14 protein-coding genes are annotated in these 15,376 nt (G+C 40.2%); 8 read left to right on the top strand and 6 right to left on the bottom strand.

The annotated features are described in order from the left end of the window. The first annotated feature begins 210 nt into the window (after window positions 1-210). Window positions 211-1,389, top strand: coding sequence for a hypothetical protein (locus AB5Z01_RS00735; protein ID WP_195221166.1), 1,179 nt, complete (start codon window positions 211-213; stop codon window positions 1,387-1,389). Window positions 1,390-1,560: 171 nt separating this feature from the next. On the opposite strand, the gene AB5Z01_RS00730 is transcribed toward AB5Z01_RS00735, so the two are convergent. The 6 genes from AB5Z01_RS00730 to AB5Z01_RS00705 all read right to left on the bottom strand — a co-directional run bounded on the left by AB5Z01_RS00730 (window position 1,561) and on the right by AB5Z01_RS00705 (window position 8,847). Beyond that, entirely contained in the window at window positions 1,561-2,328 is a 768-nt protein-coding gene (locus AB5Z01_RS00730; protein WP_022288047.1) for a glycoside hydrolase family 16 protein, read from the bottom strand. Between the two features lie 114 nt (window positions 2,329-2,442). Continuing rightward, window positions 2,443-3,204 (bottom strand): helix-turn-helix domain-containing protein, encoded by a 762-nt coding sequence (locus AB5Z01_RS00725; RefSeq protein ID WP_332009038.1) that lies wholly within the window; start codon window positions 3,202-3,204, stop codon window positions 2,443-2,445. A 120-nt stretch (window positions 3,205-3,324) separates the two neighbouring features. Then, on the bottom strand, window positions 3,325-4,749 hold the full coding sequence (locus AB5Z01_RS00720; protein WP_022288049.1) for an ABC transporter substrate-binding protein: 1,425 nt from the start codon (window positions 4,747-4,749) through the stop codon (window positions 3,325-3,327). Between the two features lie 17 nt (window positions 4,750-4,766). Continuing rightward, window positions 4,767-5,624 (bottom strand): hypothetical protein, encoded by an 858-nt coding sequence (locus AB5Z01_RS00715; protein ID WP_368365201.1) that lies wholly within the window; start codon window positions 5,622-5,624, stop codon window positions 4,767-4,769. A gap of 422 nt (window positions 5,625-6,046) precedes the next feature. Beyond that, window positions 6,047-7,069: a glycoside hydrolase family 5 protein gene (locus AB5Z01_RS00710; protein WP_368365200.1), complete on the bottom strand. Its 1,023-nt coding sequence runs from the start codon at window positions 7,067-7,069 to the stop codon at window positions 6,047-6,049. A gap of 308 nt (window positions 7,070-7,377) precedes the next feature. Next, window positions 7,378-8,847 (bottom strand): M81 family metallopeptidase, encoded by a 1,470-nt coding sequence (locus AB5Z01_RS00705; protein ID WP_368365199.1) that lies wholly within the window; start codon window positions 8,845-8,847, stop codon window positions 7,378-7,380. 296 nt (window positions 8,848-9,143) lie between these two features. On the opposite strand from AB5Z01_RS00705, the gene AB5Z01_RS00700 reads away from it, so the two are divergent. From AB5Z01_RS00700 to AB5Z01_RS00670, 7 genes are all read left to right on the top strand, one after another. Continuing rightward, window positions 9,144-9,482, top strand: coding sequence for a P-II family nitrogen regulator (locus tag AB5Z01_RS00700; protein ID WP_022288052.1), 339 nt, complete (start codon window positions 9,144-9,146; stop codon window positions 9,480-9,482). A gap of 18 nt (window positions 9,483-9,500) precedes the next feature. After that, window positions 9,501-10,622, top strand: a complete 1,122-nt coding sequence (locus AB5Z01_RS00695; protein WP_287216250.1) for an ABC transporter ATP-binding protein — start codon at window positions 9,501-9,503, stop codon at window positions 10,620-10,622. Then, complete coding sequence (locus AB5Z01_RS00690; protein WP_256322367.1) at window positions 10,623-11,486, top strand: ABC transporter permease; 864 nt, start codon at window positions 10,623-10,625, stop codon at window positions 11,484-11,486. Beyond that, window positions 11,487-12,269 carry an ABC transporter permease gene (locus tag AB5Z01_RS00685; protein ID WP_287216251.1) on the top strand — a complete coding sequence of 261 codons (783 nt, stop codon included), beginning with the start codon at window positions 11,487-11,489 and terminating at the stop codon, window positions 12,267-12,269. A gap of 1 nt (window position 12,270) precedes the next feature. Beyond that, window positions 12,271-13,344 carry a PotD/PotF family extracellular solute-binding protein gene (locus AB5Z01_RS00680; protein ID WP_138338266.1) on the top strand — a complete coding sequence of 358 codons (1,074 nt, stop codon included), beginning with the start codon at window positions 12,271-12,273 and terminating at the stop codon, window positions 13,342-13,344. A 101-nt stretch (window positions 13,345-13,445) separates the two neighbouring features. Continuing rightward, window positions 13,446-14,681 (top strand): M28 family metallopeptidase, encoded by a 1,236-nt coding sequence (locus AB5Z01_RS00675; RefSeq protein ID WP_287216252.1) that lies wholly within the window; start codon window positions 13,446-13,448, stop codon window positions 14,679-14,681. A gap of 15 nt (window positions 14,682-14,696) precedes the next feature. Next, window positions 14,697-15,359, top strand: a complete 663-nt coding sequence (locus AB5Z01_RS00670) for a cyclase family protein (RefSeq protein WP_287216253.1) — start codon at window positions 14,697-14,699, stop codon at window positions 15,357-15,359. The last annotated feature ends 17 nt before the right edge of the window (window positions 15,360-15,376 follow it).

Genomic DNA, 15,376 nt, shown 5'->3' with positions numbered 1-15,376 from the left:
CATTTTTATCACCTCCTGTCCTTTGTTCTGTATACATTATACCACCTTATCATCGTCAACAAAAGTGTAATTTTCAAAAACTTTTTTGTCTATGTTTTTGCACATTTATCACGTCTTTACGGCATTTATATCACAATTTCAGCAAAATAATTTTCTATGATATTGACAAAAAGTACATTTGTGATATAATGGATACAAGAGGTGATAAAAATGAGCATGACCCCAAGCACATTTCTGCCCAAGCGTGAGGACGGCGTACCATATATCGCAGAGGTGCAATCCATACCCCTCTCACCCTCTGCATATTCCGTCATTATCAAGGACAAGTCCATATTTGAAACAAGCCTTTCCCCTAACGGCAGCGTATCAATGTCCTCATTTCTCACAAGTATATTTGATTCAGCATATATCGCATCATTAAAATACAAAAGTGACGATAACTATAAATATATTGGTATCCCACTTCTGAACGCATTCGTAGAATGGCAGATCGAGGAGATCGATGACGGCCTTGATGATAAAAGCAAGGAGATAATAAAAAGCTATCTTATCTCAAAACTCTCTGCAAAATACGAAAAGACCAAGACCGAAAATGCAGTGCGAGTAAGGCTCAGCATATGCCGTGACCTTTACGATACACTGAGCAGTGATGACCTTTATTATGAAAACAAAGTGTACAGCTCGACCCTAAGAAGATTTCTGAAAGCCGTGTATGAGGACTATGCCCTGCTGTCAGATTGCGAACGTGAAAGGCTCCTTTTCGCCGACAATATCATAAAAATAAATGAAGTCATCAAACAAAACGGCAGCAGATATTACAGCTTCATTTACGCATATTCTAATATGTACAGCCGTGAAAAGCGCCGCATAAGGCTTATCCCCTACCGTATCGTCAGCGACGAATATAAGATGTATAATTATCTTGTCTGCCTGTCCGACGAAAAAAGCACAGGCAAAGAGTTCAAAGCCGACAGCTATCGCATAAGCAGATTGAGCGGACTAAGCATTGCAGAAAAGCTCAGCCAAAAGGAATACTCCTCCGTCACCGAATACGAACGGCTGAAAGAGGGTCACGTCAAGTCCGTGAAGCACCTACTCAGCGACCCACGTTTTGGCAGTGATGAGAGCGATATCTCCAAAGTATACCTCACCGAAAAAGGCGTTGAAATGTTCGGCAAAATACTCTATCAGCGCCCCATACTGAAAGGCAATGAAAAGCCCAAGCCCAACGCTGTCAACGAGTTCATCTCCCCGCCTATCCAAGTCAAATACTATTTCAATAAGTTCGGCAAAGACGGCGTTATCCTATCCCCAAACGACTCGTTTGAAGAAATGAGAACACTGTATGTCGAGGGTGCTGAGGCGTATAACCGAGAAGTTGAGATGTGAGAATATAAATTGTCAAGCTCTGAGAAGAGTGAATATATGAAGTTTGTCTTTGTAAAATAAACCGACCCCATTCGCTAGACTTTTTGACCTAGCAAATGGGGTCGGTTCAAATATCAATATCATTAACTAAAAAAATCAAGACATAAACGCAAGCGTAATATGCGGATCACTTTACTTTTCTGCCGTAAACCTTGCCCACTCATATTCCGCTGTAAGCGGAACTGTGCCATCAAAGGCTTTCAGCCAGCTGTCAACGCCAATGCCGTTCCACGCATTCATCATTATTTTACCAGGCGTAACAGGCAGATTTTCAGTAGCCTTGTATGCCTCTTTTCCGTCAACATACCAAGTTATGCCGTCCTCTTTCCACTCAAATGCGTAAGTGTGAAAATCCTCAGAAGCGTCAAAACCAAGATCATACATGTATTCGTGCTTGCCAACACCATTGGTGTAGTAATTGAACTGCACCTTTGTTGTGTCCTTGCCAAGGACTTCAACGTCAATTTCGTCCCAAGGATTATCCTCCGACGGACCTGTGTATGTAAAGAACGATGATACAACGCCGTCATTCTTTATGGCTTTCATCGAAACCTCATAAAGTCCATAGCCATAGTTCTCCTTTGAACGATACTCGCCGCCTCTGTACGCTTCGGAATCGCCCATACTGTCAATGGTAAGCTGCATTTTTCCGTCATTGAAAGTCACGTTATCTTCGCTCCACGAACAGTTGAACGGATCACCATTTGACCAGCCTGCTGAAATGGAAAAATCATTTGACGCACCCTTGCTGAAATCTGCCTCAACCGTGTATGGAGAATTGCTTTCCGTTTCCGCCTTGCTGCTGACATCTTGCGAAGAACTGCTGTCAGATGAAGCACCGCAGCCACCCATAGACATAACTATCATTGTGAGAATCGACATAGCCAAAACTTTTTTCATTTTTCATTACCTCCGAATAAATATCAGAATTTTATCTTCTATAAGTATTATAAATCAACAAATGTGATATTTATATCAGAAAAGTAATGCAAATATCAGATTATTAACATCAACTTATATTTTCGATCTGCTTGTGCTATGCTTGTTCCAGTTTGCACGGAAAAACTGATCTCTATACTGTTTCGGCGTAAGTCCTGTCTGTTTCTTAAAGCAGGCAATAAAATGGCTGTGCGAGCTGAAAGCAAGATAATTGGCTATATCAAGCGGACTATATTCAGAATATCTCAGCATATTTTCAGCCGCTTGTATCCTTTTTGACATAATGAAATCAGAGATCTTTACGCCAACTTCCTCTCGGAAAAGCTTTGAAAGATACTGAGGCGTTATGTTCAGTTCATCAGCTATCTGATTGACGGTCACGCCCTTGTAAATATTATCGAAAATGCAGTCAAAGCACATAAGGATATGCTTTGAGTAAACGTTCTGTGACGCAGCCTTTTTCATTTGCTTTGTATAATAAACGATGACTTCTTTGTGTACAGCCATAACGCTTTCTTCATTGCGGCACTCATCACACTTATTAATGTATATATCGCTTATGGTATACGCAGTTTCCGGGTCAAGTCCACCCTCGATGCAAAACCTGCACAGCATAGCTATGGTTATGACAAGATGATACTTGATGTTTCTAAGGTCGTCTTTGCTGAGTCTGCCCTTTCCGTTTGTATCCAGCGGCGTATACAAACGTTTGACCGTTTCAAGGTCGCCCGCCCGCACCGCAGAGTAAAATTCCAGTTCCGTTTCATATGGTGAATGATGATAGTCATTTTCCTTTTGCATAAACTGCCGCTTAGACAATTCTCTGTTTATTTCCATAGCTTTCACCCCCTGCTTTTTAGCTTATTATATCATATTTACAGACACAAGTAAAGCCTCATATTTATAGAAAAAGGACGGCAAATCACCCTGCCGCCCTTTTTTTCTGATAATTAGATATTATTTAGCCTCTTTCATTGAAGTCATAGCCTCGTCGATAAGATAATCTATAGCCTTTTCATTTTCCTGAACGACCTGTGACCAGCTCTTTGACTCCTGCGGATTCATTGTTCCTCTTATTGCAGTATCACAAATAGAGTTAAGGTCGGCAGATACGCCCTGTTCAAAGTCAAATACAGGATTCTGTGCAGACAGATCATAGATAGTTTCTCTCATTTCAAGCATCTCATCTGTCCAGCCGTAATCGTCCTTGTACTGATCGAGGGTTATCTGATGTGCAGCCTCGTCAAGCTCTGCGTAACGGCAGCATTCAAGGAAAGCTGCCACGCCCTCAGGATTTTGAGCGTTTTTAACAATGCTAAAGCCATGTACTCTTGAAGGGATATACTGTTTATCGCTATCAGCTGAGCAAGGAACAGGAACGAACATTACCTCTCCCTTTGATACATCACCATAGTTTACAGTTGTTGACGGAGCATTCTCAAGTGCCCAAAGTCCGATAGGATAGAAAAGCGTCAGACCTGTTGCCATTCCGCTTCCCTCTGCGTCGCCTCTGAGTTTCCAGTTATTCTCGTGCTTTGGATAAACAACATTGTTCTTCTGCAGCTCATACATCATATTCTGAGCCTTTGCTATCATAGGGTCAGAAATATTGTTTACAAGCTTGCCGTCTGTGATACCGATGAGCGGCACACCTGAAGACTGCTGCAAAGCCTTTTCATAATACCAGCCGTCGAGAGCGTATTTATCGCTTTCAGCGTCAGTAAAATCAAGACACATTTCTGTGAATGTATCCCAGTTCCACTTGCCTTCTTTGAAAAGCTCAGCAGGATCGTCATATCCGTTATCTTCCATTGTCTGCTTGTTGTATACAAAAACATATGCAGGGTCTGTTCTGATAACGCTCACATAATGCTTATCGCCAAGCATAAACTGATCTGTCGCACCCTTTATGTCTGTCCAAAGAGGCTTTGAAAGATCGATATAATCGTCGATAGGCTCTATCATTGACTTTATAGCACCCTTAGGGAAAACGTCCATATCATCAGCACCGATGAAATCAGGTGAATCATTTGACATTACAAGTGCCGCAAGATCGTCAAACTTAGTTTCCCAAGTGGTCTGCACCCAGTTTATCTTACCATTATACTTTGTCTTGAACAAAGCAAGGTCAGCGCCTATCTCCTTGTCCTCTGCCTCAGTAGGGTTGATATCCCAATGTGAAAACCACTTTATTTCGTTGCTCTTGAGATCTCTCACATCTTTCATATCATCAGCAAGTCTTTGAACTATCTGCTGCTGATCTTCCTTAAGTTTTTTGTCAACGACCTTGCTTGATGAATCACTTGAACTTCCGCAAGATGCAAATGCTGAAAGCGAGCAAACCGCAAGGGCAAATGTCAAAACTCTTTTTGCATTATTCATAGCCATACCTCCAAATATTACTTTCTTCTCTTTGCAACGATCACTGCTGTGCCTGCAAGAGCGATAACTGCAAGTGCTCCGCCAACAGCCGCACCTGTTTCTGCTGCCTTAGATGTATCGTCAGATGCTTTTGAAGATGTAGCCGCTGTTGCAGAAGTCTTGCCTGCATCCGCCTTAGATGAAGAAGCGTCTTTCTTTGACGTATCAGCCTTTGAGCTTGAAGCATCAGACTTTGAATCTGCCTTTGAAGCATCTGTTTTTGAATCTCCGCCCTCGGCAGATGCAACACCGAAATCAAGCGTCATTGAAAGTGTGCCGCCGTTGAAAGCGCCTTCCTTCTCCCAGCCTGCGACCTCAGGACAAGCCTTCTTTGTTACCTCGCCTGTTTCATCATCGACCTCTTCAGTTGGTCTGATATGTATTCTTATTCCACCCTCTGGGTCCTCGTCCAATGAAGTGATAGAATTAATCGAATCAAAAACCGTTGTTGTGCCGTCCTCGGCAACGAACTTTGCGTCAGATATCTTAACGTCCACAGGATAAATACCATCAGGCAGATTTGCCACCATAACGCCCATATCTCCAAGAGTTCCCTTGCCTGACATTGTCTTGTCGGTGATAACTTTGCTTATCTTATATTCAACAGTTATCTTGCCAGCATCATCAATGCCTACCCAGTCACCCTGATTCCAGGTCCAGTCCTGACCCATATAAAAGCCCATTGCTCCGATAGAGTAATATGAGTCATTCATTTTTGAGTCCTCCTCTGACGGGTGAACAACATCGCCAAGCTTTGCTGCCGAAACAGAAACTGACATCATTGTTGCTGCGAGAACCGCTGCTGAAAGACCTGCTACAAATTTTTTGATTTTCATAACCTTTTTCCTCCTATTTTTCAATAAAATTTTTCGCTAAAAGCAATTTATTTTGTTGTTTCTGTATATATTATAACCATGTAAACGTTTTGTTTATATCAAAAACGTAACATAAATATCATAAAAGTGTTTAATATCAAATTTATGAAAGATTATAAATATATGAAAACAGACCCACTTGATATTCAAGCAGGTCTGTTTATTCGGAAGTTATTATAAGAAAGTGACTATGAATTATTATGTTTATATTATACGCTTTGTTTTAAAACTATTATATCAATATTCAATTATTTATATCAAATAATTATCGTAAATAGAATTTTATGAGCAAACATCAATTTATGAAACTAAGCATAAAAAAACAAGCTCGGCAAACGTGACCGAGCTTGTCCAAAAATGGAGTTATATTAAGAAATGAACTATTAAAGATACTTTACCAGTTCATCAAGAACGCTGTCAAGATGTCCGTCAATAAAGCCATAGTCAACACCCTTATATGACCAAGCCGCTCTTCCGATAGAACATTTCTCAAAGGCACTGCTTATATCCTTGTACCAGTTAAGAGTATTTTCAGCAGATGCAAGATTTATAACACCGTATTCGCCACAATACATAGGAACATTTCTTTCCTCTGCGACCCTTACAGCCTCAGCAAATCTTCCCATAAAATAATCAGGCGTAAATTTCTCTGTCTTGACTTCCTCGTATGTCTGCATATATTCAAGACCAAGACGCTTTACCTCACTTCTGTATTTTGGGACGCTTCCCGGATAATCGATCCTGAAATCTCTCGGCATCTCATCTACCCAATAGGCAGCCTGATGAGTGAAAAGAAATGGGTCATAGCAATGGAAAGTATAAACTATATGCTCGTCATAAGGCTTATCAAGGTCTTTCATTGAATCAATAGAGTTGTTCCAGTAGCTGCCCACAATAATATTTATATCAGCACTATATCTTCTAATAAGCTTTATGGCATTTTCAACGATAGCATTCCACTTTTTGCTGAACTTAGGATCAGTTACCTCATTGAGAAGTTCAAAAGAAATTCTGTCAGAATATTTGCTGAAACGCTTTGCAAACTCTTCCCAAAGGTCATAGAATTTCTGCTGAAGCTCAGCGTTATCAAAGAATCCGCTTTCAGCCTGAGCCTTGTCAAAGAAAAAGCCCATTGTCTTATGGAGGTCAAGTATCATATTGATACCGTTATTTCCGCACCAATCGATACACTTCTGAACATAGTCGAAGCCACTCTCTATAAAGCCGTTTTCGTCCTGAAAGATATTATAATCCACAGGCACTCTAACGTGGTCGCAGCCCCAGCCCTTTATACGCTTGATGTCCTCCTCTGTAATAAAATTATCAAGATGTTCCTTACTGTAATCGCATTGTGACAGCCAGCCTCCGATATCGATGCCGTGCATATAGCCATTAAATTTTCTCATATTTTTAACCGTCCTTTCTGATTCTAGTTTTGTTTGCAACTATATCGTATCACTATATGGCTGAAAATTATGTCATAATTTTAATATTCGTGTAAAAATCGTAATGTTATTATGACGTTTTAAACATATTTCTCTAAACTATTGACATGCATTACGTTGCACATATAAAATTGCACTCCTCAGATTGGCGGATAGACTGTACATAAAATAATGCAAGACCGCCGCAGGTCACGAATTAATACGACCTGCGACGGTGACTTCTTTTATAGTTATCTGTGATCTAATTACCTTGAAACATAGCTAACATACTATTTCATATCCAGCGGATAAACAGGTCTTCTTATCTTCTTAAATTCACCGATTTTTGTAACGTCAGGATTATTGACACCTATACTCTCTGCTGTAAAATATACATATTCCTTGTCGCTAAAATTTGCCTTGTATGAATGGCCGAAGCCTTTGAGAACGAGAACTGAATATTTGTTGCTGTCAATGTCAAGATGTCTAAAAATATTTATCATCTCCGTTGGAACTTTATTTTCAGTTACAACAATATCTGCTTGTTCCGTGCTAATAACAGCTATGCGACCATAATCAGTATATGTTTCCCCATAATCTGCAAATTCTTCACCATTAGCTTCGCACATTGGTATTGGTTTGCAAATGAGTTTAGTGACCACCGCCATTATCGGTAAAGGTCGTCCGTGCTTATTATCAGTTTTTCCACCAAGAAGTCCCTTTATAACAGCACCCTCTCCTGCTGCAAAAGCCATTTTCGTGATCTCTCTATCACAGATAGTTGATACCCCTATTTTATTTATACCGCCCTCAATAAGTTTATCAAGAATATAAGTACCATCAGCAGGACCGCCGCCGAGCGGGTCATCACATTCATCGATAACGGCATATTTCTTTGAAGGTGCACTCTTTATTGTGCTTATTATTTTGTCAAGTGGATCAAGGTGCACAAAGAAACTATCTTTTTTGTCTATAAACATATTTGATATGTCATTACATATCGCCTGTGCATCGGATACATCTGTTGTCACCGTACAAATAATAGACGGACCTGCATTATATTTGTCAGAGCCATAAAAGCCTGCAAATGGTGATACATTGATAACGCCTGCCTGTTTCTCATATTCAAAAGCTTGGGCTATAAATGGCGTCATAGCACCACCATTTGTATCTGTATTGATCGCAGGCAAAAGGAGCGGTGGCTGAGCATATGCCGTTTTCATTACAAAGCCTTCTTCAAGCTGTCTATGATATATCTCCACACATTCCGATTCACGTTTCCTTATATCAACGTGAGGTTCTGTATTATAACCCAGAAGAGGAGATACATTTGCGTGCAGGTCAAGTACAGCATATATCGGCGTACCTTCTCCAACAAGTGCCTTGATTGAGCTGAGCAAGTCCCCCTCACAATCATCAAAGCCTTCAACTACTGCTGCACCATGGAGATTGAGAAACACAACATCAGGCTTAGTAAAAGCGATCCTTTCAAGCATTCTCTCTTTTATAGCGACATATACATCTTTTTCAATAAGTCCCGACGGCGTAGCAAACGCAGCTGGCAGAGGTAATACATCATCATTATACTTTGCCAATGTCCTCAAAAAGCCCGTTATCTCACGAGCGTCGTTGAAATACTCCGTAAACTCCTTAACATCATCAGTATCAATGTAATCACGAGCTTTAAAGCTGTCAAGGTCTGTGCGTATAGCACAGAATGTATTTGTTTCGTGAAAAAAGCCGCCTACCGCCGCTCTCATAAAAATCATCTCCAATAGTCATTATTAAGGGTTTAACATTACCTTATAAAAATTATATTAAATTATAAAAGAGATTTCAAGGTCATAACACCACAATTGTCTCTGTGTTCTTTGCACAATTACTGATTATTGTGCACTCGCAACAACATTATTTGTAACTTGCACAACTTGATTAATCTTGTTTATTGTGATATACTTAGGTCATAGAAAGACAAAACAGAATATTTCAAAGAACAAAGACGTTATTTCCTTTTCAAAGGCAAATGGCGTCTTTTTTATTCAGGAGGTTGGATTACATGAAAAAAATCGAAATTATCACAAGAACGGAAAAGCTAGAGATTATCAAGAAGATCCTTGTCAATCACAATTGCCTTGGTCTCACCGTTTATTCAGTAATGGGTTGTGGACGTCAGAAAGGTCATATCAGCAAAGCTGAAAATGATGATGTTGCAACTAATCTTCTCCCTAAGATATATGTTATGACAGTTGTAAAAGACAGTGAGCTAAAGCTCATTATGAACGACATCTACAATGAGATTGGTACAGGAACACACGGCGATGGCAAGGTATTTGTATCTAACATAGAAGATGCCATGAGAATCCGTACAGGAGAATGTGGAGAAAATGCTTTGTAAGCAGTAAGAGAGGTAACTATGAAAGAGAAAAAAGTAATAGTGTCCTTAAAAGGCATATCAAAAACATATGACAATGATGTCAAGGTCGTCAAGAATATTGATCTGGATATTTATGAGGGCGAGTTTTTGACTATTCTTGGAGCTTCTGGCTGCGGCAAAACCACCACGCTGCGTATGATAGCTGGCTTTGAGGACGTTTCCTCCGGCGATATTTGTATCGACGGCAGCTCAGTGATAGGTGTTCCGCCTTATAAAAGGCAAGTAAATACGGCTTTTCAAAGTTATGCTTTGTTTCCTCATCTTAGCGTTTATGACAACATTGCATATGGTCTGAAAGTAAAAAAAGTTTCCAAAGCAGAGATACACGAACGTGTTTCACATATGCTTTCGCTTATCAGGTTAGACGGATATGAAAAAAGGAAGCCTGCTCAGCTTTCAGGCGGACAAAAACAGCGTGTATCTATTGCAAGAGCACTCATCAATAATCCAAAGGTATTGTTGCTTGACGAACCATTGGGGGCTCTTGACCTTAACCTCAGAAAGCAGATGCAGCTGGAATTGAAAACAATGCAGAAAAAGCTTGGCATAACATTTATATACATCACTCACGATCAGGAAGAGGCTCTGACAATGAGTGACAGGATTGCTGTAATGCACAAGGGCATACTTGAACAGGTCTGTTCCCCAAAGGAACTTTATATGAAGCCAAAAACAAAATATGTTGCAGAATTTATCGGTGAGTCAAATATCTTCGAGGGCGTAGTAAAGGACAGAAATAGCGACAACTGTACAGTTGCAATCGAAAGTGGAAACATCCTGTGCAGCGATGATGGTTATGTTGCAGGACAAATGGTATATGTTTGCATTCGTCCAGAAAAAGTACGGATCACAAGAAAAGCAGGAAGCGGCAATTCACTGCCAGCCGAGATAAAGGAGCAGATATTTACTGGCAATATGATGAAACATATTGCCGTGCTTTCTAACGGACACGAGATAAAAGTTGCAGACATTGCTTCCTACAACGATATAAATATCGGTGACAAGGTATATCTTGAATGGGACGCAAAGGACGCTGTAATGATCAAAAATCCGACAGGCCCTATAGCCGAAAATTTTGACACATTGCGGGGGGTGCAGTAAATGACAACATCACGCAGCAGGTTCAATTTCACGGCACTTGTATATATTCTCCCACTAACTTTGGCACTTCTGCTGCTGGTGGTACTTCCACTTTTATATGTTGGAGCAATGAGTTTTATGGGACGTGGCGCATACGGCGGCACTATCAGAAGATTTACAGTTGACGCTTATAAGTCTCTTGCAGATTTTACTTATCTCAAAGCCGTAGGAAGATCAATATGTATGGCTCTTAAAAGCTCTGTATTATGCATATTGCTTGGATATCCATTTACCTTTATTGTGGCAAGAAAGTGGAAAAAATCAGGCAAGCTGCTTATGTTTCTGCTCATGATACCTGTTTACACCAGTAGCCTTGCAAGACTATATAGCCTTGTTATAATGTTTAATTCATCTGGCTTGATAAATACTGCTCTTATGAAGCTTCATATCATAAGCTCACCTTTGCAGATACTTTATACAAACGGCTCGATCACAATTGGGCTTGTACAATATCTTCTGCCGTTTGCAGTAATGCCGTTATATTCATCTATAGAAAAACTTGACGAAGCAACTATCGAGGCGTCTTATGACCTTGGAGCAGGCAAGATAAAGACCTTCATAAAGGTAATTCTCCCTATGACTTTTCCGGGAATAATCGCAGCATTTATCATTCTTTTTGTTCCTGCTATAGGCACATATTTTATTACAGATGTTATCGGCGGTGGAACAGTATATATGATAGGTAACATTATATGCAACCAATTTCTCAGTGCAAGGAACTGGCCTCTCGGTGCAGCACTCTCAGTGTGCGTTGTAATATTCATTCTGCTTATGCTTTATCTTTACAGTAGGATAGGAAACCTTGATGATTTGGGGGCGATGTAAATGAAAAACAGCAAACTTATAAATAAAATAACGAATGCTTATGTGATGCTAATATATGTGTTTGTATTTATCCCTGTAATAGTTATGGTCGCATTTTCATTCAACAGCCTGCCTTCAAATCAGCATTGGGAAAGCTTCACGTTTGATTATTACAGCAAACTGTTTTCTGATAGTGAAATGATCCAAGTACTTATAAACTCACTTACACTGGCAGTAGTAAGTACGCTTGCCGCTATCTTTATCGGCACCCTTGGTGCATATGCGCTTTGCAGGCTTAAATTCAAGGGCCATTCGTTTCTGAATTTTATGGTTTTTGTACCTATGGTGATCCCAGAAATAGTTATAGCGGTAGCATTTCTTGGGCTTACAGGTGCAGCTGGCATATCAAAAGGCTTTTGGGTTATGGTATGTGCGCATACTATATTCATTCTTCCGTATATTATTGTTACGCTCAAGTCAAGATTTGCAGACTATGATGTTTCTATAGAAGAAGCTTCACTTGATCTTGGTGCAAACCAGATATATACATTCATACACATCATCTGTCCTATGATACTTCCAGGTATTTTTACTGGCGGACTTATGGCATTCTCGCTGTCATTTGACGATCTTATCGTATCAAATTTTCTCAGCAACACGGGATATACCACACTTCCTGTAAAAATATACTCAAATCTGAAGGTAGGTATCTCACCTGAATATAACGCATTGTTCACCATAATACTTGCGGTAATGCTTATAGCTACCGCGGCTATTGCAATAAAAAAGAAAAGAGGAAAGTAAAATGAAAAGAAGAAAATTTCTGGCGTTGACAGCAGCGTTGGTATTGGCGGCAACAACCGGACTGGCTTCCTGTGGAAACAATTCAGGCAGCAAAGGCGACACAAAAGAACTTAATATGATTCTCTACCCTGACTATGTCCCTCAATCTGTCATTGACAGCTTCGAAAAAGAAACAGGCATAAAGTGTAATATCGACTATGTTGACAATGATACTCTCATCTATACCAAGTGGTCAGAAGATCCCAAGGGTTATGATATTGGTCAGCCTGCTATTTCTACTCTGCACGCACTTATCGATGCAGATATGCTTCAAGAAATAAGCTATGAAGATATTCCAAACAGCAAATATATTTCCACAGATAAATGTGATATCTCACTGAATGACAATGACAAGAAGTACTCTATTCCATATAACACCACCGGCGGTTACACTTGGATATACAACACAAAGACCTGTCCTGTCACTATCACAAAAATGGATGATCTTCTTGATGAAAAGCTTCGTGGTCAGATCGTTACAATGCCTTATTCGTTCATGTGGTATCCGTCAGCACTTATGCACCTTGGATATTCAGACTCCTCTACAGACGAAAAAGAGATTGCTGAAGCAACAGAATGGGTCAAGAAGCTTACTGCGAACGTAAAGGTGTTCGACGGTGCAACACCAAGTTCTTCTGTGAAAAATGGCGAATGCAGTGTCGCTCTTACATTTGCAAGTGACGCTTCAAGGGCGCTTCTTGATGACCCTGATCTTGATTACCTCAAGGTAGAAGACCAGACATTTATGCAATGCACACAGTATTGGGTTATTGGAAAGCAATCGCCTAACAGTAAGAATGCTGAAAAGTTTATTGATTATATATGCGACCCTAAAATTTATGCAGAGTGTTTGAATACATACCCCGCTATATCAAATAATGAGGAAGCGCTGAATTATGTTTCCGATGATTATAAGAAAATAGAAGGTATGTTTGAGATCCCTGATGATAAAAAATCATACATTCTCAATTCGGACCTCCCTACTGACGCACTTTCCGCATATGATGAACAATGGAATAAGATCATGTCAAACTAAGGAGTGATCCTACAATTAGCAAAGATTATTCTGAGATAGCATACAAACATACACGTTTTTTTGTTGAAGAATGCGGAGAGCGTATCGCAGGCACTGCACAGATGAACAAGGCAGCAGAACACGCTGTCGAAGTGTTCAGATCTCTCGGCATGAAATATATCCAGCATCATTTTCAAGTACCTGTTTGCAGCACTGAAAAAAGCGTTGTTGAGTTGATCTCAAACAAGCAGATCACACCTCTGCCACATACTAATGTGTGCTTCTGCACAGATACACCAGAGGGTGGCTTAACAGCGGAAGCTGTACTTATACATTCAGACGTCAAGAAAATGGGTGTTATCGGCGAGATCTATCCTATCAGTGACAAGTGTATAAAAACAGATATCAAAGGAAAGATCGTAGTTATAGAGCGAAGCGTTCTTATGGATTACCCAGATATAGCCACCTACAAGGTACTTGAAAAATATAAGCCCGCTGCCGTAATATTCACAACAGACGAGTCACAGCAAGGCATACCATATGTGTATTCAAATTTTGAGTACAGAGAAGCACAGTATATGCTGCCGTCATTCATAATGAACAAAAATGATGTGAATAAACTGTTCAGCCAAAATGATAAGGTCATACTGCACGTTGAACTAAAAACTCAGGTTCAGAAAAAAGAAAGCACCAATACGATAGGCGTAATAGAGGGTACAGACAAGCAAGATGAAGTGATCTTGATCTCAGGTCATCTTGACTCGGCAGTCAGCAGCAAAGGTGCTGTTGATGATGCAGGTGCAATAGGCACTGTTATGGCATTAGCAGAAAAATACAAGGCTCTATCCGACAAGGGCGTCAGAACACATAGGACCTTATATTTTGCCTGCTGGTCGGGTCACGAACCTGGTCTGCACGGAAGCAAATACTTTTTGCAGCAAAACCAGGACATTTACAAACGTATAAAATATAATATCAATTACGATATCATTGGAATGACAACGCCTTATTCCATAACCTATGCAGGCGTAAAAGACTTTGAAGCGATATTTGAAAAAATATTTGAAAAGTGCGGCTCAACGTTGGACATTTTTTCCGGACCTGTTCCCTGTGACACACTAAATCTCACATCAAACAAAATCCCTAGTCTTACTATGTCAAACGGTGGATTCGTATGGGGACATACGCCTGCTGATGATATGAAAAACATTGACAAAAGGGGCTTTGATCAGCCTATTGATTTCTCAAGTGAGCTTATAAACTATCTTGACAGCCTTGAAAAAATACCTCAGGGATACACAGATGATATTGAAAAACAGCTTGATATATATGCCACACGATATGGCTGGGATTTCTGACAGGAGGCATATGTTATGAAAATAATTGATCTGAGCGGCGAATATACAGAAAAAATGTGGTATTATGGTGAGCCATACACGCCATACAGCGTAAAAGATCTTGCGTGTGTCGATAAAAATGGCTATATCGCAAGAGAATATACACTGACAGCCCACACAGGCACTCACATAGAAAACAGCGCTCATTGGAGCGAAAATGCACAGGGAATAAGCGAGACCCCTATTGAGAAATTCGCAGGTAACGCTCGGTTACTTTACCTGCCGTTCTCAGAAAGCAAAGAGATAACAGTGAAAAGACTAAAAGCAGCAGGTGCTGATGGTCTTGAAAAAGACGAGATATGTATTATCCGAACAAATTGGGATAGCTTTTGGAACAAAAAAGAATATGTATCTGAAAGCCCATATATTACAGTACCTGCGGCAGAATATCTTGTATCAAAGGAAATAAAACTCGTGGGAATGGACAGCCCTATGATAGGCGATCCTAATGACGGGATCTCATCAGTAGGAGCTGACCTCGTTCTTCCCGACTATAAGTTTTCAGAAGCAGGGATACCGATAATACTTGGTCTTGTAAATTTATCATCTCTGCCTGAAAAGTTCTTTTTTACAGCCTTTCCACTAAAACTGCATAACGGTGAAGGAAGTCCCTGCCGTGCAACCGCAATAACATTTTAAGATAAAGGAGCTATTTA

The organism is Ruminococcus sp. RTP21359st1_H3_RTP21359_211015 (assembly GCF_040909065.1).
In the GTDB taxonomy this organism is placed as follows: domain Bacteria; phylum Bacillota; class Clostridia; order Oscillospirales; family Ruminococcaceae; genus Hominimerdicola; species Hominimerdicola aceti.
The sequence above is the reverse complement of the archived record's forward strand: the minus strand, read 5'-3'. Positions and strand labels throughout refer to the sequence as shown.

Bases quoted from the DNA above. Each gene is read 5' to 3' on its own strand.
- AB5Z01_RS00735 (WP_195221166.1), top strand. From the start codon at position 211: ATGAGCATGACCCCAAGCACATTTCTGCCCAAGCGTGAGGACGGCGTA.
- AB5Z01_RS00730 (WP_022288047.1), bottom strand. From the start codon at position 2,328: ATGAAAAAAGTTTTGGCTATGTCGATTCTCACAATGATAGTTATGTCT.
- AB5Z01_RS00725 (WP_332009038.1), bottom strand. From the start codon at position 3,204: ATGGAAATAAACAGAGAATTGTCTAAGCGGCAGTTTATGCAAAAGGAA.
- AB5Z01_RS00720 (WP_022288049.1), bottom strand. From the start codon at position 4,749: ATGAATAATGCAAAAAGAGTTTTGACATTTGCCCTTGCGGTTTGCTCG.
- AB5Z01_RS00715 (WP_368365201.1), bottom strand. From the start codon at position 5,624: ATGAAAATCAAAAAATTTGTAGCAGGTCTTTCAGCAGCGGTTCTCGCA.
- AB5Z01_RS00710 (WP_368365200.1), bottom strand. From the start codon at position 7,069: ATGAGAAAATTTAATGGCTATATGCACGGCATCGATATCGGAGGCTGG.
- AB5Z01_RS00705 (WP_368365199.1), bottom strand. From the start codon at position 8,847: ATGAGAGCGGCGGTAGGCGGCTTTTTTCACGAAACAAATACATTCTGT.
- AB5Z01_RS00700 (WP_022288052.1), top strand. From the start codon at position 9,144: ATGAAAAAAATCGAAATTATCACAAGAACGGAAAAGCTAGAGATTATC.
- AB5Z01_RS00695 (WP_287216250.1), top strand. From the start codon at position 9,501: ATGAAAGAGAAAAAAGTAATAGTGTCCTTAAAAGGCATATCAAAAACA.
- AB5Z01_RS00690 (WP_256322367.1), top strand. From the start codon at position 10,623: ATGACAACATCACGCAGCAGGTTCAATTTCACGGCACTTGTATATATT.
- AB5Z01_RS00685 (WP_287216251.1), top strand. From the start codon at position 11,487: ATGAAAAACAGCAAACTTATAAATAAAATAACGAATGCTTATGTGATG.
- AB5Z01_RS00680 (WP_138338266.1), top strand. From the start codon at position 12,271: ATGAAAAGAAGAAAATTTCTGGCGTTGACAGCAGCGTTGGTATTGGCG.
- AB5Z01_RS00675 (WP_287216252.1), top strand. From the start codon at position 13,446: ATGAACAAGGCAGCAGAACACGCTGTCGAAGTGTTCAGATCTCTCGGC.
- AB5Z01_RS00670 (WP_287216253.1), top strand. From the start codon at position 14,697: ATGAAAATAATTGATCTGAGCGGCGAATATACAGAAAAAATGTGGTAT.